The organism is Arthrobacter sp. AOP36-F1-5 (assembly GCF_058137995.1).
On sequence record NZ_CM176892.1, the window covers coordinates 1777655 to 1799371 of the forward strand.

Below are 21717 nucleotides of genomic sequence, written 5' to 3' on the forward strand. Positions count from 1 at the left end.
AAGCGGCCCGCCCTCCAGTCTAGCTAAATTCGGTTCTGCCGAAACTAGCCGGCATCCACGATGTTCACGACACGACGGCCGCGACGGGTGCCGAACTCCACCGAGCCGGCTGCCAGTGCGAACAGCGTGTCGTCGCCACCGCGGCCGACGTTCGCGCCGGGGTGGAAACGGGTACCGCGCTGGCGAACGATGATTTCACCGGCGGAAACCACCTGGCCTCCGAAGCGCTTGACGCCCAGGAACTGAGGGTTGGAATCGCGGCCGTTGCGAGTGGAACTCGCGCCCTTCTTACTTGCCATTGAATGTGCCTACCTTTGAATCGTGGGTGATCTGGTCTCCGTCGCCTTAGGCGATGGAGGTGACCTTGACCTTGGTCAGTGCGGAACGGAAACCCTGGCGCTTCTTGTAGCCGGTCTTGTTCTTGTACTTCTGGATGACGATCTTCGGGCCACGGAGGTTCTCGAGAACCTCGGCAGTCACGGTGATCTTCGCCAGGTCGGCAGCAGCGGAGGTGACCTTGTCGCCGTCTACCAGAAGCAGTGCTGGGAGCTCAATGGTTCCACCAGCTGCCTCGGGGACGCGGTCAAGGGTCACCCAGTCTCCTACGGAAACCTTTTCCTGCCGGCCGCCTGCGCGGACAATCGCGTACACCACTTGGGAACTCACTTCTCTCGACGTCTATTACTCTTACTGCGCACATTCCACCGGACCAACCGATCGGGGATAAGCGCTGTGCTGTCACGCCGAGCGGAAAATCCGATGAGCGGCGCATGCACCGAGGATCTAGATTACGCTATTTCGGTCCGCAGGAGCAAATACATCCTCCGACGGCGGGTCGTCAAGACCCCCGGGAGGGTGAAGCACCTTTTAACGGTACCTTCCCGACCCGCGGACCGCGAACGGCGGGCCTTCCCCTGTGTCCCGGCCCCGCAGTGGTTCCGCCGCAAGGCAGGGGCGGGAACGCGTGGGGGCGGGACCCGATCGACCGGGTCCCGCCCCACGCATGGTTCCTGCCGACGAGCAGCCTCGTCCGATCCGGTTACAGCTCGGAGGCCGGTACCCCGACGCCGAACATCATCGGCGCGTCCTCGGAGGCCTTCTTCTTCGCTTCCGGTTCCGACTGCTCGAGCTTGGCCACGTGGCTGGTGCCTGCGGCAGGGGTCGACGCCGTGGCCTCCACCCGCTCGATCGGCGTGTTCGCGCTCCCCTGGGCGCTGGATGCCGCCCGGCTGCGCCGTGGACGGCGTGCCGGGGTGCTGGTGGCCGGCGGCGTTGCGGCCACGGCGGAGGAACGCTCCTGCGCCGGTGCCGACGCCACTGTAGCCGGTTCCTGCTTGGCCACGGCAGCCGGTTCCTGCTTGGCCGCGGGAGCCGGTTCGTGATCGGCTTCCCGGGACGGCTCAGGGGTGCCGCCGAAGGCGGCGCTCAAGGATTCCAGCGTCAGATCGGGGGTCTGCGTGGGCGCCGTGGCCCGGCGGCTGCGACGGGCGCCCGGCAGACGGACTTCCTCTCCCGCGATGCTCACCACGGGACCTTCCCCATCAGTCCCGGCCTCCGCCGTCGCGTCATGGCCTGGGCCCTGACCGGACTGCGTTGATCCGGGGCCCTGCTCGCGGCTGGAGGCGGCGGTGGAGGTGCCTGCGGTGTCCCCAGGCTGCTCCCCCGACCCGCTGGTGGGCGACATTTCGGCCGAGCCGGCACGACCACGTCCGCGTGAGCGCCCGCGTCCACGACGGCGCGAACCGGAGTCGGAGCCATCCTGCCCGTCGGTGCCCCCCTGGCCGGACGCGGCGGAGGTCCCGGCGTCGTGCCCGTCCCGCTGCTTCGTCTCCCCGGTCTGCTCGTGGGACGCCTGGGTGGCGGCGGCGATGGAAGCCAACGCGGCCCGGGTGGTTTCGGCCTTGGCCTCCGCCTCCGGGTCGTGCTTCTTCGGCTCCGGTGCCGACTGCTCGGGGGTCTGCTCGGTGCCTGCTCCCCCGCCCTTGCCGTGGCGGTTCCCGCGTGGCTTGCGCTCGTTGCGCTTCTGGTTGTTCTGGTCTTGCTGCTGGTTCGACGCCCGGCGATGTTCGACCGGTTCGTCATGGGTGACCACGCCGCGGCCGTTGCAGGCTTCACAGTTTTCGCTGAAGACCTCCAGCAGTCCGGTGCCCATGCGCTTGCGCGTCATCTGCACCAGGCCCAGCGAGGTGACTTCGGCGACCTGGTGTTTGGTCCGATCCCGGCCCAGGCACTCGACGAGCCGGCGCAGGACCAGATCCCGGTTGGCTTCGAGGACCATGTCGATGAAGTCGATGACGATGATCCCGCCGATATCGCGCAGCCGCAGCTGACGGACGATCTCCTCGGCGGCTTCGAGGTTATTCTTGGTCACCGTTTCCTCGAGGTTGCCGCCACTGCCGGTGAACTTGCCGGTGTTCACGTCCACCACGGTCATGGCTTCGGTCCGGTCGATGACCAGTGAGCCGCCCGAGGGCAGGAAGACCTTGCGGTCCAGGGCCTTGTGGATCTGTTCCTCCAGCCGGCGGGCGGCGAAGATGTCCTCGTCGCTCGTCCACTTCTCCAGGCGGTCCAACAGGTCCGGCGCCACGTAGGTCACGTAGGCCTCGATGGTGTCCCAGGCGTGTTCGCCGGAGACGATCAGCTTGGAGAAGTCCTCGTTGAAGACGTCGCGGACGACTTTGATGGTCAGATCCGGTTCCGCGTACAGCAGCTCGGGCGGGGTGGTCTTCGTCGAGGTGGACTTCGCCTCGATCTCCTCCCACTGGGCGCGCAGCCGGTTGATGTCGTTCATCAACTCCTGCTCGCTGGCCCCTTCGGCGGCGGTGCGCACGATGACCCCGGCGTTCTGCGGCAGGTGGTCCTTGAGGATCTTCTTCAGGCGGTTGCGTTCCACGTCGGGCAGCTTGCGTGAGATGCCGGTCATCGACCCGCTGGGCACATAGACCAGGTAGCGTCCGGGCAGGGAGATCTGGCTGGTCAGCCGGGCCCCCTTATGGCCGACCGGGTCCTTGGTGACCTGCACCAGCACCGGGTCCCCCGACTTCAGCGCATGCTCGATGCGCCGCGGCTGTCCCTCGAGCCCGGCCACATCCCAGTTGACCTCCCCGGCATAGAGCACGGCGTTGCGGCCACGGCCGATGTCGATGAAGGCGGCCTCCATGGAGGGCAGGACGTTCTGCACCTTGCCCACATAGACGTTGCCGATCAGCGAATCCTGCTGCGTCTTGGAAACGAAGTGCTCGGCCAGGACCCCGTCTTCCAGGACGCCGATCTGGATGCGCTCATCACGCTGGCGGACCACCATCTGCCGGTCCACCGATTCGCGGCGGGCCAGGAACTCGGCTTCGGTGATGACATGGCGTCGACGACCGGAGTCGCGGGAATCACGACGGCGCTGGCGTTTGGCCTCGAGCCGGGTGGAACCCTTGACGCTGGTGACCTTGTTCGACGGTGCCGGATCTGCGGCGGCCCGGGGGCCACGCACCCGGGTGACCGTGTTGGGCGGGTCGTCGTCGTTGCCGCCACTGAGTTCCAGGTCCGAGTCCCCGCGCCGACGACGCCGGCGGCGCCGTGAGCTGGTGCCGGCCTCCTCGGTCGAGTCCCCCGCCTCGGGCCCCTCGTCGCGGTTCTGTGCGTCGTCGCGGGAGCGGGAGCGGTTGCGGCGGCTGGTCCGGTTGCCCGAACCGCTGTCGTGGCTCTCCTCGGAGCCGGGCTCCTCCGCGGACCGCGCCTCGGGGGCGGCGGTGGCCAGATCGGGGGCCTGGAAGAGGACGGAGATCGCCGAGTCGGGGACGGCGAACGGATCCGCCGGAGTGGCTGTTTCGTCGCTGGTTTCGGCGGCCGGCTCACCGGGAGCCTCCGCGGCAGGTGCGGCGGTGCCGGTTTCCTCTGCCGTGGTGGTCTTCGGGCTGGCCGCGGCGGCGCGGGATTTGCGCGCCGGTGCCTTGCGCGCCCCGGTGCTCTTTGCCGGGGTCTTCGCTGCTTCCGGGCTCTCGGCGGCGGGGTCGGCGGAAGCGTCGCCGCCGGTTTCGGTGGCCACGGTCTGCTCGGCGTCCGCGGTGGTGGACGCGGCGGTCTTGCGGGTGCGGGGGGCCCTGGCTGGTTTCTTGGGCAGTTCGGCGTCGGCGTCCGGTCCGGCCGTCTGGGTGGCCTCGTCCTCGCTGGCTGCCGTGGCGGCCGGTTTGCGGGTCCGGGGTGCCCGGGTGGTCTTCTTGGCCGGTGCGGTGGCGGGCTCTTCCGCAGTGGCGGCGGCTTCGGGCTCCGGCTCGCTGGCGGCGGCGGTGGCCGGTTTGCGGGTGGTGGCCCGTTTGCGCGGTGCGCGTTTGGCCGGTGCCGGCGTCTGGGGGGCCTCGGCGGTCTCGGTGGTGGCGGCGGTGTCGTCATTCATCGGAAGGGACGACTGCGCCGGCCCATTCAGCTCTTCGTTCGTTGCTTCCATGAAAGGCCATGCTCCTAGCCGGAGTACCCTCCACAGCCGGGACGCCGGCGATCGGTTCGGGAACCGCGGCCTCGTCGGCCTTCCGATCCCCGGAAGTCAGTTTTCATATTTCCCGAGGTGTACCAACGTCGGCGGGTACGGCGGCCCGGGAAACCAACCCAGTTCCCCGGGCGAGCCGCTTTCTGTTGCGGCGACCGTCCGCGGTTTTCATCCGCCGGCATCAGGGTCGATGCCTACGGTGATCCATCGCGTGAGGGCCCGGAATCCTGTAGTTGGGTTGGAAACAAACTGTGGATTCGCCACCAACCACTGCCATTGTCTCATACGCGTCGAATCCCGAGTCGGTGGCCGGCGCCGGCGGATCATCCCAAAGGGCTCAGACGGCGGCGTCCTGGTCGACACCGATCCGGGTCAAGGGCAGGTCCGGGTGGTTCTTCGTCACCCGACGCAGCGCCCACACGTCGTTGAACAACGCCAGGTACTCGCCGTCGGAACGGATGATCACCTCGACACCCCGGACCGGCGCCAGCGCCGTCACCGCCTCCTTGGTGGTCAATCGCGCCAACGAGTACCCCAGGGCCTCCATCCGCATGGGGGCGTTGAAGTCCTGGGCCATCCTGTCTTCGACGACCTCGAACTGCATCGGTCCCACGGCCGCCAGCACCGGCGCCTGATCGCCCCGCCGGTCCGAACGCAGCACCTGGATGATGCCCTCGTGCTCGAGCTGGTCGATCCCCCGGCGGAACTGCTTATACCGGCTGGGATCCTTTGCGTGGGCCACCCGGAAGTGCTCCGGGCTGAAGTAGGGAATGGGCGGGTAGGTGACCGGCGCGTCCTCATAGAGGCTGTCCCCGACCCGCAGGGCCGAGGCGTTGACCAGTCCCACGACGTCCCCGGGCCACGCCTGGTCGATCACTTCGCGGTCCCGACCGAACAGATGCTGGGCATACTTGGTGGCGAACGGCTTTCCGGTATTGGCGTGGGTGACCACCATGCCGCGTTCGAAGATCCCCGAGCAGACACGGATGAAGGCCACATGGTCGCGGTGGGCCTGGTTCATGCCGGCCTGGACCTTGAAGACGAAGCCGGAGAAGGGGGCATCGACCGGTCGGACTTCCCCGTCGGCGTCGGCGCGCGGGGCGGCCGAGGGGGCCAGGTCCACCAGGGTGTCCAGGATCTGCCGGACCCCGAAGTTCTGTGCCGCCGAGGAGTAGAGCACCGGGGTCGCCGTCCCGGCATGGAAGCTCTCCAGGTCGAACCCTCCCGGGCTTTCGAGCAGCGACGCCTCATCCAGGGCGTCGGACCACAGTTGCCCTTCGGCCTCCAGGGCCTGTTCGGGGGTGAAATGTTCCTCCAGGGCCAGGGAGGCCCCGCTGGAATTACGGGTGAAGCGGACGTATTCGTTCTTGCGCAGGTCTGCGACGCCGTGGAATTCCCCGGCGATGCCTACCGCCCAGGTCAACGGCATGGGCCGTAATCCGGTGCGTTCGGTGATCTCGTCCATCAGCTCCAGGGATTCCAGCCCGGGGCGGTCCCATTTGTTGATCACGGTGATGATCGGCAGATTCCGTTGCCGGCAGACCTCGAAGAGCTTCATGGTCTGCACTTCCAGGCCCTTGGCCGCATCGATGAGCATCACCGCGCAGTCCACGGCGGCCAGCACCCGGTAGGTGTCCTCCGAGAAGTCCGCGTGGCCGGGGGTGTCGACCAGGTTGATCACCGTGTCTCGGTACTCGAACTGCAGGGCGGTGGAGCTGATCGAGATCCCGCGGTCCTTCTCCATCTGCATCCAGTCCGAGACGGTGTCCTTGCGGTTGGACTTGCCGTTGGTGGCCCCGGCGGTCCCGATCACCCGGGCGTGGAGGGCCAACGCTTCGGTGAGCGTGGATTTGCCCGCATCCGGGTGCGAGATCACCGCAAAGGTACGACGGCGGGAGGACTGGTCGATGATCCGGGGATCGGCGGCCTGGGTTGGAATCTGCGACACTACACTTCTCTCACGTTGGCGAACCAGACAAGTCTACCGTCCATGCCCCGGGCCCCGGGCCTAGAATCGAAGTGGATGGCGGCAACCGCCGCCGCCCCGATCGACCCGAGGAGCCCCGCGTGGCCCAGCATGCCCCGAACAGGAACGAACCGGTCCCCGCCGTGAGCCCCGCGGCCGAGGGGGCCCTTCCCGGTTACGCCCGGGAACCGGTGTTCGGGTGGATCCTGGCCATCACCGGTTTCGTGTCCTGGATCGCGTCCTCGGCGCTGACGCTCGAACGGCTGGAGATCTACAAGGACCCGGACTACGTCACCTCCTGCGACATGAATCCCTTCGTCTCCTGCGGCAGCGTCATGCGGACGGCCCAGGCGGCACTGTTCGGCTTCCCCAACCCGCTGATCGGCGTCGCCGGCTTCGCGGTGGTCACCACGATCGGCATCACGCTCATCGCCGGGGCCCGGCTGCCCCGCTGGTATTACGTGGGTCTGCAGGTCGGGGTCACCCTGGCCATGGCGATGATCGGGTGGCTGTGGTTCCAGGCCCTCTACGTCATCGGGATCCTCTGCCCGTACTGCATGGTCGTCTGGGCCATGATGATCGTCCTGTTCACCTACACCACCGTCAGGAACATCAGCCACGGGGTCGTTCCCGCACCCGCCGGGCTGCGCCGGTTCCTGGCCGAATGGCACTGGGTGATCGCCGCGTTGATCGTCTTGTTGTGTGCCGGGTCGATCCTGGTCACGTTCGCCAAGGTGTTCTTCGGATAGAGCGCCGCCGCCCTGGCCGGACGACGTCGGCCGCCGCTCCCCCGGCAGGGGTGCGGCGGCCGACGTCGTGGGAGGGTGGAAGGTGCTAGGAGAACCAGATCCCGATCTCGCGTTCGGCCGACTCGACGGAGTCGGAACCGTGCACCAGGTTCTGCTGGACCTTCACGCCCCAGTCGCGGCCGAGGTCACCGCGGATGGTGCCGGGGGCGGCAGCCGTCGGCTCGGTGGCCCCTGCCAGGGAGCGGAAGCCTTCGATGACGCGTTCGCCTTCGAAGATGGCGGCCACGACCGGACCGGAGAGCATGAATTCCACGAGCGGCTCGTAGAACGGCTTGCCGACGTGCTCCTCGTAGTGCGCCTCGAGTATCCCGCGGGTGGCCTGGACCTGCTTGAGTTCGACCAGGCGGTAGCCCTTGGCCTCGACGCGGGACAGGATGGTGCCGGTGAGCTGGCGCTTCACGCCATCGGGCTTGACCAGGACAAGGGTGCGTTCTGTGGACACGGTGGTGCTCCTTCTATGCTGCGTGGGGTCGGTGACCAGTCTAGTGGTCGGTTTCGGGCTCGGGGTTCGCGGCTTCCCATTCGGCCTGGCGCCGGTCCCGTTCGGCGTTCTCCAGATCGATGGTCCGGCCCTTGGTGACGGCGTACCACCAGCACAAGGCGAACAGGACCCCGATGACGAACATCGAGGTGTCCACGAATCCGAGCAGGATCAGCAGGATCTGGACGATCCAGCCGATCCAGTAGCCCAGGGGTTTGGTCAGGAAGGCGCAGGCGATGATGCACACGGCCATGATCCATCCGCCGGTCAAGAAGATCAGCAGCGGGTCGATCGTGTCCCGGTAGAGCCCGAAGACCGCCAAGGTGGCGAACAACGCGACACCGGCTTCGAGCACCAGGACCGTGGAGGCGAAGAGCACCCGGGTGGAGCGGCGCTTCTTCTTCATCCCGGGGCGCCACTCGCGCTGGGCTTTGGTCATGCGTGCCATGGGGTGCTTACTTTCCTAACAGGGTGCGTGCTTCGCCAACGACGGTAATCGATCCGGTGATCAGGACGCCACCGGTGAGTTCCTCGCTGGATTCGGAGCGCCCGATCGCCCATTCCAGGGCGTCGTCGAGACGATCGGTGACGTGGATGCCGGCATCGCTGAACCCGGCCTTCAGGGCCAGCTCCCCCAGTTCTTCGGCCGGGATGGACCGGGGGGAGGTGGACTGGGTCAGGCAGATGTCCTGGACGAGTTCCCCGTATTGCAGATACAGCTCGTCGAGCATCGCCGGGGCATCCTTTTCGGCCAGGATCCCCACCACCAGCACCAGGGCGCTGAAGTCGAAGGCCTCCTTCACCGCCTGCGCCGAGACGGCCAGGCCCGCGGGGTTGTGTCCGGCGTCGACCAGGACGGTCGGGGCCGAACGCACCAGTTCCAGCCGTCCCGGGCTGGAGACGTTCCCGAAGGCCAGCTGGACCAGATCCTCTTCCAGTGCCTTCTCCCCGCCCCCGAGGAAGGCCTCCATCGCAGCCACGGCGACGGCGGCGTTCTGCCCCTGGTGGGCCCCGTGCAACGGCAGCGCCAGATCCTCATAGCGTCCGGCAATGCCCTGGATCGTCAGCGACTGCCCGCCGACGGCCAGCTGGCGGGACTCCACGCCGAACTCCACGCCTTCGAAGCGGAAGGGGACCCCGGTGTCGCGGGCGGCCTCCAGGAGGACCTGGGCCGCTTCGGGCTCCTGGGCCGAGGAGATCAGGAATCCTCCGGCCTTGATGATGCCCGCCTTTTCCAGGGCGATCTCGTGCACGGTGTCCCCGAGCAGGTCGGTGTGGTCCAGGGAGATCGGGGTGATGACCGAGACCTGCCCGTCGGCCACGTTGGTGGCATCGGTGATCCCGCCCAGGCCGACCTCGATGACGGCGACGTCCACGGGGGCGTCGGCGAAGACCGCGAAGCACAGGATCGTCAGGGCCTCGAAGTAGGTCAGCGGGTTCTGACCGGCCTCCTCCAGTTCGGCGTCGACGATTCCCAGGAACGGCCGGATCTCATCCCAGTTGCGCACGAAGTCCTCGTCGGAGACCGGTTCCCCGTCGATGCTGATGCGTTCGGTCACGCTGGACAGATGCGGGCTGGTGTACCGGCCGACCCGCAGGTCGTGGGCCAGGACCAGTTGTTCGATGATCCGTGCGGTGGAGGTCTTGCCGTTGGTTCCGGTCACATGGATGATCGGCATCGCCCTGTTGGGCTCGCCGAGGACCTCCATGGCCCGGAACATCGGGGCCATGCGCGGCTCCATCTTGTTCTCGGGCGCGCGGCCCAATAGTTCGGCGTAGACGCTTTGGACCGAGAACTCGTCGTGGTCGGGGCTCATTCAGGCAACCGTCCGTTCTACCGAGATGGTGGTGTCGACATCGCCGGGGATCAGTTCCAGATCGAGGGTCAGGGTTTCGTGCTTGACCAGCTCGGCGTTGGCGTGCAGGGCGTCGATGATGTCCTGCGGGGCATTGATGGTGGTGAGGATCCGATCACTGACGTGCAGATCGGCGTCCTTGCGGGCCTGCTGGATCGACCGGACCATGTCCCGGGCGGTGCCTTCGGCCTCGAGTTCGGCGGTGACCTCGGTGTTCAGGACCACGAAGCCTCCCCCGGGGAGCATCGAGACGGCGGTGGACCCGTTGTCGTCCCCGTCGGCGACCACCGTCTCCAGGGTGTATTCGCCGTCTTGCAGCTCCAGTCCGCCCGAGGTGACGACCCCGTCGGTCAGTGACCAGTGGCCCGTTTTGGAGCCCTTGATGGCGACCTGGACGTTCTTGCCCAGCCGGGGTCCCGCGGCCCGGGCGTTGACGACCAGCTTCTGCTCGATCCCGAATTCCTCCGGGGAGGCGTCGGCGGCGTCGACCAGCCGGACGTGGCGCAGGTTCAGTTCATCGGCGATGACCTCGGTTCCGGATTCCAATTCGGAGGAGGCGGGAACGACGACGGTGAGCTCCTGCAGCGGCAACCGCACCCGTAGCTTGGCGGCCTTGCGCAGGCTGGAGCCCGTCGAGCAGACCTGCCGGATCCTGTCCATGCGGGCCACCAGCTCCGGATCCGCGGCGAAGGTGCCGGTTTCGGGCCAGTCGGTCAGGTGGACCGAACGCCCGCCGGTCAGACCACGCCAGATCTCTTCGGTGATCAGCGGCAGCAGCGGTGCGGCGACCCGGCAGAGGGCTTCCAGCGCCGTGTACAGGGCGTCGAAGGCATCGGTGTCCTCGGCGAAGAAGCGGTCGCGGCTGCGCCTGACGTACCAGTTGGTGAGCATGTCCAGGTAGTGCCGCAGCCCGTCGCAGGCCCCGGAGACGTCGTAGGCGTCCATATGGGCGCCGATCTCCGCCACCAGCTGACCCGTGTTGGCCAGCAGGTACTGGTCCAGCGTGTCGGTGTACCCGTCATACCGCAGCTTCGCCTCGTAGCCGGCCCCGGAGTTCGCGGAGTTGGTGTAGAGGGTGAAGAAGCTGTAGACGTTCCACAACGGCAGGATGACCTGGCGGACCCCGTCGCGGATCCCTTGTTCGGTGACCACCAGGTTCCCGCCGCGCAGGATCGGGCTGGACATCAGGAACCAGCGCATCGCATCGGAGCCGTCACGGTCCAGGACCTCGTTGACGTCGGGGAAGTTATGCAGTGACTTGGACATCTTCTGTCCGTCCGAGCCCAGCACGATCCCGTGGCTGATCACGTTGCGGAAGGCCGGGCGGTCGAACAACGCCGTGGACAACACGTGGAGCATGTAGAACCAGCCGCGCGTCTGTCCGATGTATTCGACGATGAAATCCGCCGGGCTGTGGGTGGAGAACCAGTCCTTGTTCTCGAACGGGTAGTGCACCTGCCCGTAGGGCATGGATCCGGAGTCGAACCAGACGTCCAGCACGTCCTCGACCCGGCGCATGGTGGATCCGCCGGTGGGGTCGTCCGGGTTGGGCCGGGTCAGTTCGTCGATGAACGGACGGTGCAGATCGACCTCGCCCTCGTGGTTCACCGGCAGCCGGCCGAAGGCCTCTTCCATTTCGGCCAGCGAACCGTAGACGTCGGTGCGCGGGTAATCGGGGTTGTCCGAGACCCAGACGGGGATCGGGCTGCCCCAGTAGCGGTTGCGGGAGATGGACCAGTCACGGGCGTTTTCCAGCCACTTGCCGAACTGTCCGTCCTTCACGTTGGAGGGGATCCAGTTGATCTGCTGGTTCAGTTCGCTCATCCGCTCCTTGAACTGGGTCACCTCGACGTACCAGGAGGAGATGGCCCGGTAGATCAGCGGGGTGCGGCAGCGCCAGCAATGCGGGTAGGAGTGCACGTAGCTGGCCTGGCGGACCAGCCGGGCCGAGGACTTCAGGTCAGCGATGATGGCCTTATTCGCGTCGAAGACCTGGACGCCGGCGATATCGGCCAACGGGCCTCCGGCGAAGAGCGGCAGGAACTTGGCGCCCTCATCGACCGAGAGGACCACGGGGATCCCGTTGGCCTCGCAGATCTTCTGGTCCTCCTCGCCGTAGGCGGGAGCCTGGTGGACGATGCCGGTGCCGTCGGTGGTGGTGACGTAGTCGGCGACCAGGATCCGCCAGGACTTCGCGGTGCCGTAGGTCTCGTCGTCGGCGAAGTAATCCCAGAGCCGCTCGTATTCCAGCCCCTCCAATTCGGAGCCGCGGTAGGTGGCGGTGACTGCTTCGGCGGCGGACGCCGCGTCCTCGTACCCCAGGTCCTTGGCGTAGGCCCCGAGCAGATCCGAGGCCAGCATGAAGGACTCCCCCGCCGCACTGGTTCCGGCAGGTCCTGCGGGCACCACGACGTAGTAGACCTCGGGTCCCACGGCGAGGGCCTGGTTGGTGGGCAGGGTCCAGGGGGTGGTGGTCCAGGCGATTGCCTGGGTTCCCGCCAGCTGCCGGGAGATCTCGCTCTCTCCGGCCAAGATGCCGAAGGTGACCGTGACGGTCTGGTCCTGGCGGTCCTTGTAGACGTCCTCGTCCATGCGCAGCTCGTGGTTGGACAGCGGGGTTTCGTCCTTCCAGCAATACGGCAGCACCCGGTAGCCGTTATAGGTCAGGCCCTGGGTGTGCAGCTGCTTGAAGGCCCAGAGGACCGATTCCATGTAGTCGACGTTCAGCGTCTTGTAGTCGTTGTCGAAGTCCACCCAGCGGGCCTGGCGGGTGACGTATTCCTGCCATTCGCCGGCATACTTCATGACCGAGGAACGGCAGGCGTCGTTGAACTTGTCGATGCCCATGGCCTCGATCTGCTGCTTATCGGTCATGCCCAGCTGCTTCATCGCCTCCAGTTCGGCGGGCAGTCCGTGGGTATCCCAGCCGAAGCGGCGCTCCACGCGTTTGCCACGCTGGGTCTGGTAGCGCGCAACGAGGTCCTTCACATAGCCGGTGAGCAGGTGGCCGTAGTGCGGAAGTCCGTTGGCAAAGGGGGGACCGTCATAGAAGACGAATTCATTGGACCCGTCGGTGCCGGCGGGTCGGGCGTCGATGGAGGCCTGGAAGGTGTGGTCCTCGTCCCAGTACTTCAGTACGCGTTCCTCGATCTCGGGGAACCGCGGCGAGGCGGGCGTGACGTTCTGCGGATCGGTGGAGGCCTTGGGGTACAAACTCATCAGCGGCAGTCCTGGCATCGGTTCGGCGTCGGGTCACAACGCCTGGTGTTCTCGATGCGGGGACGATTCCCGGCATTCGGTTGCCGGTTCTCGCGGTACCACCCCGCTTGTCCGCGGGCCCTCCGGAGAGAGGACTGCGCGAACCGCTCGCACTGGGCTTTCACGCGCCCAACCGCCCGGTTCTACTGGGTCCGCACGGGGCGGACCGTTCTTCCGGAAGCTCACCGGTGATGGCCGGGTCGTTGCTGGTGGGACCAGTCTAGCGGATACCACGGCGGTGGCGCTCGCCCCGTGCACCAGGAGAAGCATCCTGGTTCGGACGTTCCCTCAGGCCACTATTCATGATTCACTACTAGTATGAGTAGAACAGATGCGCAACGAGACGGGCAGCTCCTGCGCGGGGCTCTGCCCTTATTGATCCTCACCTTGCTCTCCGAGCGGGAGTCCTACGGCTATGAACTCGTCGAGCGTCTGAGCGCCTTGGGCCTGCAGGCAGGTACCGGACTGGTCTATCCCGCGTTGAGCAGGATGGAACGCGATGGGCTCCTGGCCGCATACACCGCCGCCTCCAGCCAGGGGCCTCCACGGAAGTACTTCGGGCTGACCGCTGCGGGAGAACACCAACGCAACGATTCCCACCAGCAATGGAAACACCTCCAACGAGCGGTCCAGGACGCGCTCACCTCGACAGGAGAGCTGCGATGAACGATCTCCACGACACCGACACCACTGCGCGTCGCTCCATGATGGACCGGCTACGCATCGATCTCTATCTGATGCGGCTGGACTGGCATTTGGAAGGCGGCCTGCCCGGAGCCGGCCGCAAGAACGTGATCCGGTCCCTCCGCGATGACCTGCTGGTCGAGCCACGCAGCACCGGCGCGGCGTTGCGCGACCTCGGCCCCGCCTCCGGCCTGGCGGCCCGCTACGGTGACGAAGGAATGAAACGACCCCTCTGGTCCATCGGCATCATCACCGCAGGCGCCGCCCTCCTGGTCTACTGGGCCCTCTTCCTCTCCTACGTCTGGGGCATGCTCGCTGCAGTCGATGATGCCGGAGCCCAGCAAGCCCATTCCGCGTTCCTCTTCCTGGTCCCGGTCACCGCCTTCGACACCGAAGCCGGCGTGGGGATCGGCTGGAGCAGCGGACTCGCATGGCTCGTCGTACCACTGGTCATCACCCTGCTCGCCTTCGCCCTCGGGGCCCACCTCTGGCGCCTGACCCGCCGACGCAACAGAAGGGGATGACACAAAACCCCTGACCACCAGCTCATTCCACCCTGCGCCCGTCCCCACGCACCCGTACCGGTTTGCGTCGCCGGGGGGACAGGAGTGGAATGAGGCCAGGACCCCAGGGAAGGCACTGGCCTTCCCGACCGGGTCCCAATCAGTCCTCCCCCTCTATCGAAGGAGCACGAGATGGGTTTGCTGGATCACAAGGTCGCGTTGATCACCGGAGGCGCACAAGGCATGGGTGCCTCGCATGTGCGCAAATTCGTCGAGGAAGGTGCGCGGGTCGTCATTGCCGACATCCTGGTCGAAAAGGGCCAGTCGCTGGCCGACGAGCTCGGCGACGTCGCCGCCTTCGTCGAACTCGATGTGACCCAGGCAGCTGCCTGGGACCAGGTGATTGCCCGGACGGAATCGACGTTCGGGCCGGTGGACATCCTGGTCAATAATGCCGGGATCGACGTGATGAAGAAATTCGTGGACTTCACCGAAGCGGACGTCCAGAAGATGTTCGAGGTGAATTTCTTCAGCCAGTTCCATGGCATGCAGAAGATCCTCCCCTCGATGCAGAAGGCAGGGGGAGGTTCGATCGTGAACATCTCCTCCGACGAAGGCCTGCGTCCCACCGCCGGCAATGCCGTCTACAGCGCCTCCAAGTTCGCCGTGACCGGGCTGACCAAGGCCGTCGCCTAGGAGTATGCCGAATTCGGGATCCGCGTGAACACGGTCCATCCCGGGGCCATCAAGACCCCCGGCATCGAACCGGAGAACATCAAGAAGGTCATCGAGGACTTCATGGAGAAGATCCCGATGAAGCGCATCGGCGACTCCGAGGAGGTCTCCAATCTGGTGGCCTTCGTCGCCTCCGACCGGGCCAGCTACTCGACGGGCGTCGAATTCATTGCCGACGGCGGAATCATGGCCACCTGATCCGTGCGGGCCTTCAGCGTGCCCCAACCTCGGGATCGTCCAAGAGGCGTTCCACCGTGCTGTGGCCCAACCCAGCCATCGCCGGGTTGGACCGTTGGTAGTACCAGACCAGCCCCATGGCCTGCTGGAAGGCCCAGGCTGCCCCGCGCTGCCATTCGACGTCGCTGCTTCCCAGGCCCTCCTTGAAGGTCGTCCGTGCCGGCCGTCCCAGCAGGTGCCAGGCGGCAACCAGATCGAGGGACGGATCGGCGGGGGCGAACCCTCCGCCGTCCAGGACTCCGGCCAGGCGCCCCCCGTCCACGAGGAGGTTGGCCGGGGTCAGGTCGCCATGGCTCATCGTGTCGTTGCCTCCGGCCGGAAGTCCGCGGAAACCGGCCCACATCCAGCGCAGCCGGGGAACGTCAAGCAGGCCGGCACTCCGGGTGAAGCAGTGCTCCATCCATTCGTCGTGATCAGGCAGGGCTCCCCCACGTCCACGTCCATTGAAGCTCCGGCCGTCCAGGTCGGTCGCCCGGAGGGCCTGGATGAACCGGACGAGGTCGGCGGCGAACTTCGGGGAGTCCGAGACCATCGTGGGGGTGGCGACGTGTCCGGGTATCCAGGTCTGGAGCGTGAACGGCAGGGGGTAGGACTTGTCGGGCCGGCCCAGACCGACGCAGGTCGGTGTCGGCACGGGGCTGCGCCCCGCGAGTTCGCCCATGGCATCGGCATCGGTACTCAGGGATTCGGCCAGTTCGGCCGGGTCGGATTCGTGGAGCGGGAAGCGGGCGGCCAGCAGGTCGCCGACGCGGAAGATGGCATTGACGGTTCCCGTGCTGGGAAGAAACCTGATGGGTTCGCTCCTCAGGTGTGGAAATTGTTGGCGGATCAAGGCCTGGGCAGTGGGAACGTCGATCGGAATCTGGTCGTGGCGCACGGATCCTCCTTGACCTGAGCTGGTCGGTTTCAATGGAGGAAGACCTTCAAGCCCACGATCAGCAGCCCCAACAGTGCCGTGCCGCCGGAGACCACCAGACGCACCCGGACCGTCGGGGCCCAGCGCAGGGACGAAAGATATCCCACCACCCCGAGTAGAACGACGTTGACCCACAATGCCGTCCACAGCGCCACCTCGTCGCTGATGACCCCCAGGACCCCCAGCAGCAGGACGCCCAGGGGAATGACGGCGGCCAGGAGCAACCCCGCCGAGTGGCGCCAGGCATGGCTGAGTTCGCCTCGAAAGCTGGCCTGGCCCGGTTCGCTCTGGTTCAGGTGCGCCACGCAGACGGCGAAGAGGTGGGCCGCCCAAAAGACGACCACCGTGCCGAGCACCTTGAAGAAATTCTCCGCCGAGGTGTCGCCGTACCTGCCCATGACAATGAGCATCGCGGAGACCACGATGAGCCCATATACGGAGGACTCGAACGAGAAGCCGGGGCGCCGGGTCCAGGTCCCGCTGCTCCCGGGTTTCTTCATCATGATGACAGTATCCCGAACAGACCGCCCCCGAACCAGAGGCAGCGGGACCCACTAGCCGAAACGCACCGCCCCGGCCAGACGGGTCTGGACCACGGCGATGTCCTGGATGCGGGTGGGATCCACCGCCGTCGGATCCTGATCCAGCACCACCAGGTCCGCATATTTTCCGACCTCGATCGAACCGGTGACGTCATCGGCCCGGCACTGCCAGGCGGCGTCGATGGTCACGGCCCGCAAGGCCGCTTCGACGCTGATGCGCTCGCCGGGGTTCAACACTTCCCCGCCTTCGGCCATGATGCGGGTGACCGCATCCTGGACGTAGCGCAGCGGTTCCAACGGGGTGACGTTCCAGTCGCTGTGCAGCGAGATGCGCAGGCCACCAGCCAGCGCCGAGGCGCAGGGGTCGTAGAAGTCGGCGCGTTCGGGGCCCAGCAACCGTTCACGGAACGCCCGGCCCCACCATCTGACGTGGCCGATCAGGAACGACGGCGAAATCCCGGCAGCTGCCATGCGGGCGATGTGTTCGGGACGGGTGAGACTGCAGTGTTCGATCCGGTGCCGGTGGTCGGGGCGCGGGTCGGAGGCCAACGCCTGCTCGAAGGCCTCCAGGGTCGTGTCGATGGCTGCATCACCATTGGCATGGACACCGATCTGCCAACCGTCCCGATGGGCCCGGGACACCACAGCCGCCAGTTCCGCCGGCGAATGGTTCAGGGCCCCGCGGCTGGTCTGGCCCAGATAGGGTTTGCGTTGGAATCCGGTACCCGCCTGGTTGGACCCATCCGACCACGCCTTGATGCCGTCGACCCGGAACAGATCGTCCCCGTCCCCCGGGCGGATCCCCTTCGCCATCCAGTCGTCATAGCAGCTCGAGACCAACATCCCCCGGTATCTGACCGGGGAGTCGTCGTCGAGCACCGTACGCAGCACGTCCAGATCCGACGTTCCGTCGATGGAGCCGATACCGCAGTCGTGCAGCAGGGTGACCCCTTGGCTGGCAGCCTGCCAAAGCAGATCGCGGATCCGCCCGGCCAGTGCCTCGCCGGTGGCAAAGGGAAGCCCTGCCCCGAACGCGGCCAGGGCAGAGGATTCCTCCAGCCGGCCGGTCGGCTCACCCTGGGCGTCGCGGGTATAGCGGCCCGCCGGTGGATCCGCGGTGTTGCGGTCGATACCGGCCCGGGCGAGGGCCGCGGAGTTGGCGTAGGCGATATGCCCGTTGCTTTCCAACACCAGCGCCGGAGCATGCGGAACGAGTCGGTCCAGTTCATGGCGGTCCAGCATCGGGTGGCCGGCGGTGATGCTCGGGTCGAATTGCTGGGCCAACACCCAACCGGTCGACGCCGGGATGGCCTCGCGCAGTGCGATAAAAACGTCGTCCGCGGTGGGACAGGTCATGGGGCTCACATCGGCCCAGTCGGCCAACTGGACCATGGAGGAATGCATATGCGGGTCGATCAACCCCGGCAGCAACGCCCTGCCCTCGAGATCGACCTGTTCGGTCCCTGCCCCGATCAGCGAAGAGAGTTCCTCGATGGAGCCCACGGCCAGGATGCGCCCATGCCCCACTGCCACCGCTTCGGCCCGCGGCCTCTGCGCGTCCATGGTCAGGATCGTCCCGCCGGAGAAGAACAGGTCGGCGTGCTGGTGGGTGGCCTGCGAATCAGTGGCTTCAGACATGTCCCCGATGATAGACCCGCCCGGCTTCGGCCCGGCGAGCCCTTGACGTGTCACCGGTTGAGCACCGAAGAATGGGTCCATGACCATCTGGATCTGTGCGACCTGCGGTATCGGGCACCCCGATACCGGGGCCCCGCCGTCGTCCTGCGCCATCTGCCTGGACGAGAGGCAATATGTTCCGGCCACCGGGCAGCGGTGGACCCATCAGCGAGAACTCTCGGCCGACGGCCACCGGATGCGGATCGAGCCCCTCGAACCGGGGTTGCACGGGTTGTCGGTGGTCCCCCGGTTTGCGATCGGCCAGCGGGGGCTGCTGGTGTGCACCCCGGCAGGGAACCTCTTATGGGAGCCTCCGGGATATCTCGACGAGGAGACCCTGGCTGCCGTCGAGGCGCTGGGAGGGGTGGCGGCGATCTCCGCCAGCCATCCCCATCTGACCGGGGCCTGCATCCAATGGAGCCATGCCTTCGACCGGGCCCCGGTGTGGGTGGCCTCTGCCGACCGGGCCTGGATCCGCCGCCCCGATCCGGTCATCGAGCTCTGGGCCGGAGTGCATGAGGTGTTGCCGGGATTGACGATGATCCAGTGCGGCGGCCATTTTGCGGGCAGTGCGGTGGTGCACTGGGACGCCGGGGCGGGTGGGAAGGGAGCCATGCTCAGCGGGGACACGATCCAGATCGGTGCCGACCGGGCCTCGGTGAGCGCCATGCGCAGCTATCCCAACAACATTCCGTTGCCGGCCCGTTCCATCCGCCGGATCCTTGAGGCCACCGCGGTCTATGACTATGACCGGCTCTACAGCGCCTTCGCCGTCATCGAGCAGGGGGCCAAACCGTTGGTGGAAGCCTCACTGTCCAGGTATATGGAGTGGATCCAGGGCCACGTCCCGGACGAACCGGAGCGGTAGCAGGCACCGGCCCCGGCCGCGGAGGGCGCACTATTTACGTGAGATGACGTCCCCGCTGTTGATGATGACGAATTCATGGTCCTGGGTCAGCAGGTTCAGGTAACCGGAATCGACGCTGAGGACGTAGGCGGTCAGCGGCCCGTCGGTGGTTTCAATATGTTCCTGCGGAACCCAGGGGGTCTGGACGAATGCGGCGACCAGCAGCAGGGAGATCCCCGACACCCAGCCCACGCTGGCCATGGCCTTGGCGAACGCGCGGCGCACCGGGTTCTGCGGGGAAAGTATCCGGATCAGGGCGAAGAGTCCGAAGACCGCAGCCACCGCGACGGGAAGCCACCAGATCTTGAAGGACACCGTCAGCGCGGCCAGGGTCACCAGGGCCAGCGTGGTGGCCAACAGCACCACCGGGCGTCGGCCCAACGGGGACCACACGTAGGTGGCCAACAGCAGTGGCAGGATCACGATCATCAGGTAGGTGACCAGCAGGTGTCCGGCCATCAGCGAACCGAACAGCAGGGCCAGGCCGTCACTCAACCCCAGCGTCGTACTGACCGCGAAGGCCGTGTTCCAGTCGTAGCCGGACACCGCGAAGATCCGCAGGATCAGAAAGACGAATCCACCGGCGGCGGCGGGGGCGACGCTTCCTGCGTACCGGTGGGCGATCTCTGCCGGCCGTGACTCGTCGAGGGGCGGCTTCGGGTTTTCGGCGGTCATCCCTCGAGGCTACTTCTCCCCCGCGATGCCTGCCGTGGGGCCGCGCCGCAGGGCAGGCTTTCCACCACGGCCCCCTTCTCCCGCCCAACGCCCCGATAGGGTGGCTGCATGAGTGAAGACGTGGTGTTTCCGCATACCCGGGATGGCGACAACGAGAAATTGGGCTACCTGAAGATGACGGAGGAAGGGTTCGTACCCATCGACCTGTTGTGGAACGAACTCGACGCGGCCATGGAACTGACCGCGGCCGAAGCCCGCCTCGAGGAGCCGGGGCTGCAGTATCTGGCGGAGGACTGGTGGCTCGATATCGACGACCATCCTGAACGGGTCAAGGTCAGCATCCGGGAAGTGTCGATGGAGCGGGTCGTGGTGGCCAATGCCGACTTCGGGTATCCGGCAGACATCGGCTTCGAGTTCATCCTGGCCAATCCCACGCCCCGGCTCCATCCCGCCGCCTCCTAGCTGAACGGCTTCAGGCCAAGGCACCCACCTCCGCGCGGCGGCGCTCGCCGTCGATGGTGGAGGCCTCCACCATGGCCTCCCGGTCGACGACCTTGATGCGTTCACGGGCCACCGGCCCCGCGGCGGTGGCCACTGGTCCGGCGGCCTCCCCCAGGGCCCGTTCATGGCGATCAAGGGCGACCCATCCTTCCCAGCCGGTGAACTCCACCCCTCGGGCGGCCAGCAGTCGGGGCACCGCCGCGGGGTCGGGGACGACGGCGGCCGGAAGGTTGGCCAGGTCCTCGAGCAGGAGCGTGATGGTCTCCAGGGCATCGCCCTTGGTATGGCCGATCAGGCCCACCGGACCGCGCTTGATCCACCCGGTGGCATATAGCCCCACCACGTGGTCTCCGGCCTCGTCCAGGACCCGTCCGCCGGCATTGGGGATGACCCCGTGGCTCCCGTCGTAGGCCAGTTCGGGCAGGGCCGAGCCGAAGTAGCCGATGGCCCGGTAGACGGCCTGGACCCCGTAGTCCACGATTTCCCCGGTCCCGCGCACGTTGCCGGTCCCGTCCAGTTCCTGGCGTTCGAACCGGATGGCTTCCACGGACCCGTTGGACCCGGTGATCTCCACCGGGGCGTGCAGGAAGTGCAGATGCAACCGCCGCGAGGCCGGGGTCCGAGTCCCGGCGTCCTCGGCCTCCTCGCGGTCCTCCTGCTCGACCAACCAGTTGGTGAGTGTATTGACCATCGTCTTGGCCTGGTTGTTCGTCTTGATCGCCTCATCGGAGGCATCGTCGAATTCGAAGTCCTCCGGGTAGAGGACGATGTCCACATCCCTCGAATGTGAGAGTTCACGCAACTCCAACGGGGTGAACTTCACCTGGGCGGGGCCCCGCCGGCCGAAGATATGCACATCGGTCACCGGTGAGGCGGCCAGGCCCGCATGGACGTTGTCCGGGATCTCGGTGACCAGCAGGTCCTCGGGATGCTTGGAGAGCATCCGGGCGACGTCCAGGGCGACGTTGCCGTTGCCGATGACCGCGATCTGCTGCGCGTCCAGGGGCCAGGTCCGCGGCACATCGGGGTGCCCGTCGTACCAGGACACGAAGTCCGCGGCCCCGTAGGCGCCCTCGAGGTCCATGCCCGGGATGTTCAGGTCGGCGTCCTTGATCGCCCCGGTGGCGAAGATGACCGCGTCGTAGTGGGTTTCCAGGTCCGTCAGGCTCAGATCGGTGCCGTACTCCACGTTCCCGAAGAAACGGATGTCCCCCCGGTCCAGGACCTTATGCAGTGCCTTCACGATGCCCTTGATCCGCGGATGGTCAGGGGCCACCCCGTAGCGGATCAGCCCATAGGGTGCCGGGTACCGGTCGAAGAGGTCGATGGATACGGTCAAGGCCCCGGAGCTCACCGGGCCGCTTTTGGTCAGCAGATCGGCGGCGTAGACGCCGGCCGGGCCGGCGCCGATGATCGCGACCCGTAACTGGCTGGCATCCAACGGGTGGGGCGGGGACGGTGTGGGACGGGGATGGTCTTCAGTGGTCATGGTT

The 21717-nt window shown here is 66.7% G+C and carries 18 protein-coding genes and 1 pseudogene; 6 read left to right on the top strand and 13 right to left on the bottom strand.

The genetic code is table 11. From position 1 onward, the window contains the following. Positions 1 to 44: 44 nt before the first annotated feature. The 4 genes from rpmA to AC3ZI9_RS08125 all read right to left on the bottom strand — a co-directional run bounded on the left by rpmA (position 45) and on the right by AC3ZI9_RS08125 (position 6425). Positions 45 to 299 (bottom strand): 50S ribosomal protein L27, encoded by a 255-nt coding sequence (gene rpmA / locus AC3ZI9_RS08110; protein ID WP_086996933.1) that lies wholly within the window; start codon positions 297 to 299, stop codon positions 45 to 47. Between the two features lie 46 nt (positions 300 to 345). Further along, a complete protein-coding gene (gene rplU / locus AC3ZI9_RS08115) occupies positions 346 to 654 on the bottom strand; it encodes a 50S ribosomal protein L21 (RefSeq protein ID WP_444553653.1) in 309 nt (102 codons plus the stop codon). 385 nt (positions 655 to 1039) lie between these two features. Further along, on the bottom strand, positions 1040 to 4438 hold the full coding sequence (locus tag AC3ZI9_RS08120; protein ID WP_444561677.1) for an Rne/Rng family ribonuclease: 3399 nt from the start codon (positions 4436 to 4438) through the stop codon (positions 1040 to 1042). A gap of 376 nt (positions 4439 to 4814) precedes the next feature. Beyond that, complete coding sequence (locus AC3ZI9_RS08125; protein WP_444553655.1) at positions 4815 to 6425, bottom strand: peptide chain release factor 3; 1611 nt, start codon at positions 6423 to 6425, stop codon at positions 4815 to 4817. Between the two features lie 119 nt (positions 6426 to 6544). On the opposite strand from AC3ZI9_RS08125, the gene AC3ZI9_RS08130 reads away from it, so the two are divergent. After that, complete coding sequence (locus AC3ZI9_RS08130) at positions 6545 to 7192, top strand: vitamin K epoxide reductase family protein (protein ID WP_444553656.1); 648 nt, start codon at positions 6545 to 6547, stop codon at positions 7190 to 7192. A gap of 85 nt (positions 7193 to 7277) precedes the next feature. On the opposite strand, the gene ndk is transcribed toward AC3ZI9_RS08130, so the two are convergent. The 4 genes from ndk to ileS are packed head-to-tail and all read right to left on the bottom strand — an operon-like array spanning position 7278 to position 12808. Next, positions 7278 to 7694: a nucleoside-diphosphate kinase gene (gene ndk, locus AC3ZI9_RS08135; RefSeq protein ID WP_444553657.1), complete on the bottom strand. Its 417-nt coding sequence runs from the start codon at positions 7692 to 7694 to the stop codon at positions 7278 to 7280. 40 nt (positions 7695 to 7734) lie between these two features. Continuing rightward, positions 7735 to 8181 carry a DUF4233 domain-containing protein gene (locus AC3ZI9_RS08140; protein ID WP_444553658.1) on the bottom strand — a complete coding sequence of 149 codons (447 nt, stop codon included), beginning with the start codon at positions 8179 to 8181 and terminating at the stop codon, positions 7735 to 7737. Between the two features lie 7 nt (positions 8182 to 8188). After that, positions 8189 to 9550 carry a bifunctional folylpolyglutamate synthase/dihydrofolate synthase gene (locus AC3ZI9_RS08145; RefSeq protein ID WP_444553659.1) on the bottom strand — a complete coding sequence of 454 codons (1362 nt, stop codon included), beginning with the start codon at positions 9548 to 9550 and terminating at the stop codon, positions 8189 to 8191. Next, positions 9551 to 12808 carry an isoleucine--tRNA ligase gene (gene ileS / locus AC3ZI9_RS08150; protein WP_444553660.1) on the bottom strand — a complete coding sequence of 1086 codons (3258 nt, stop codon included), beginning with the start codon at positions 12806 to 12808 and terminating at the stop codon, positions 9551 to 9553. 357 nt (positions 12809 to 13165) lie between these two features. Here ileS and AC3ZI9_RS08155 point away from each other — a divergent pair, with 357 nt between their 5' ends. The 3 genes and pseudogenes from AC3ZI9_RS08155 (at position 13166) to AC3ZI9_RS08165 (ending at position 14967) form a co-directional block, all read left to right on the top strand. Continuing rightward, complete coding sequence (locus AC3ZI9_RS08155) at positions 13166 to 13513, top strand: PadR family transcriptional regulator (protein WP_444553661.1); 348 nt, start codon at positions 13166 to 13168, stop codon at positions 13511 to 13513. Next, positions 13510 to 14055 carry a hypothetical protein gene (locus AC3ZI9_RS08160; RefSeq protein ID WP_444553662.1) on the top strand — a complete coding sequence of 182 codons (546 nt, stop codon included), beginning with the start codon at positions 13510 to 13512 and terminating at the stop codon, positions 14053 to 14055. Before AC3ZI9_RS08155 ends, AC3ZI9_RS08160 begins: the two co-directional genes overlap by 4 nt. A gap of 222 nt (positions 14056 to 14277) precedes the next feature. Continuing rightward, positions 14278 to 14967, top strand: a pseudogene (locus tag AC3ZI9_RS08165) (SDR family NAD(P)-dependent oxidoreductase). 13 nt (positions 14968 to 14980) lie between these two features. Here AC3ZI9_RS08165 and AC3ZI9_RS08170 read toward each other — a convergent pair. The 3 genes from AC3ZI9_RS08170 to AC3ZI9_RS08180 are packed head-to-tail and all read right to left on the bottom strand — an operon-like array spanning position 14981 to position 18102. Beyond that, entirely contained in the window at positions 14981 to 15883 is a 903-nt protein-coding gene (locus AC3ZI9_RS08170; protein WP_444553663.1) for an aminoglycoside phosphotransferase family protein, read from the bottom strand. 29 nt (positions 15884 to 15912) lie between these two features. After that, positions 15913 to 16425, bottom strand: coding sequence for a hypothetical protein (locus AC3ZI9_RS08175; RefSeq protein WP_444553664.1), 513 nt, complete (start codon positions 16423 to 16425; stop codon positions 15913 to 15915). Positions 16426 to 16476: 51 nt separating this feature from the next. After that, positions 16477 to 18102 carry an amidohydrolase gene (locus tag AC3ZI9_RS08180; RefSeq protein WP_444561676.1) on the bottom strand — a complete coding sequence of 542 codons (1626 nt, stop codon included), beginning with the start codon at positions 18100 to 18102 and terminating at the stop codon, positions 16477 to 16479. A 79-nt stretch (positions 18103 to 18181) separates the two neighbouring features. Here AC3ZI9_RS08180 and AC3ZI9_RS08185 point away from each other — a divergent pair, with 79 nt between their 5' ends. Beyond that, positions 18182 to 19009: an MBL fold metallo-hydrolase gene (locus tag AC3ZI9_RS08185; RefSeq protein WP_444553666.1), complete on the top strand. Its 828-nt coding sequence runs from the start codon at positions 18182 to 18184 to the stop codon at positions 19007 to 19009. A gap of 30 nt (positions 19010 to 19039) precedes the next feature. Here AC3ZI9_RS08185 and AC3ZI9_RS08190 read toward each other — a convergent pair whose 3' ends face one another. Further along, positions 19040 to 19723 (bottom strand): hypothetical protein, encoded by a 684-nt coding sequence (locus tag AC3ZI9_RS08190; RefSeq protein ID WP_444553667.1) that lies wholly within the window; start codon positions 19721 to 19723, stop codon positions 19040 to 19042. 108 nt (positions 19724 to 19831) lie between these two features. On the opposite strand from AC3ZI9_RS08190, the gene AC3ZI9_RS08195 reads away from it, so the two are divergent. Next, the gene (locus AC3ZI9_RS08195) at positions 19832 to 20185 is read left to right on the top strand and encodes a serine/threonine protein phosphatase (protein WP_444553668.1); all 354 of its coding nucleotides are present in this window, start codon (positions 19832 to 19834) and stop codon (positions 20183 to 20185) included. A gap of 10 nt (positions 20186 to 20195) precedes the next feature. Here AC3ZI9_RS08195 and AC3ZI9_RS08200 read toward each other — a convergent pair whose 3' ends face one another. Then, positions 20196 to 21713: an FAD-dependent oxidoreductase gene (locus AC3ZI9_RS08200; RefSeq protein ID WP_444553669.1), complete on the bottom strand. Its 1518-nt coding sequence runs from the start codon at positions 21711 to 21713 to the stop codon at positions 20196 to 20198. Positions 21714 to 21717: the final 4 nt, after the last annotated feature.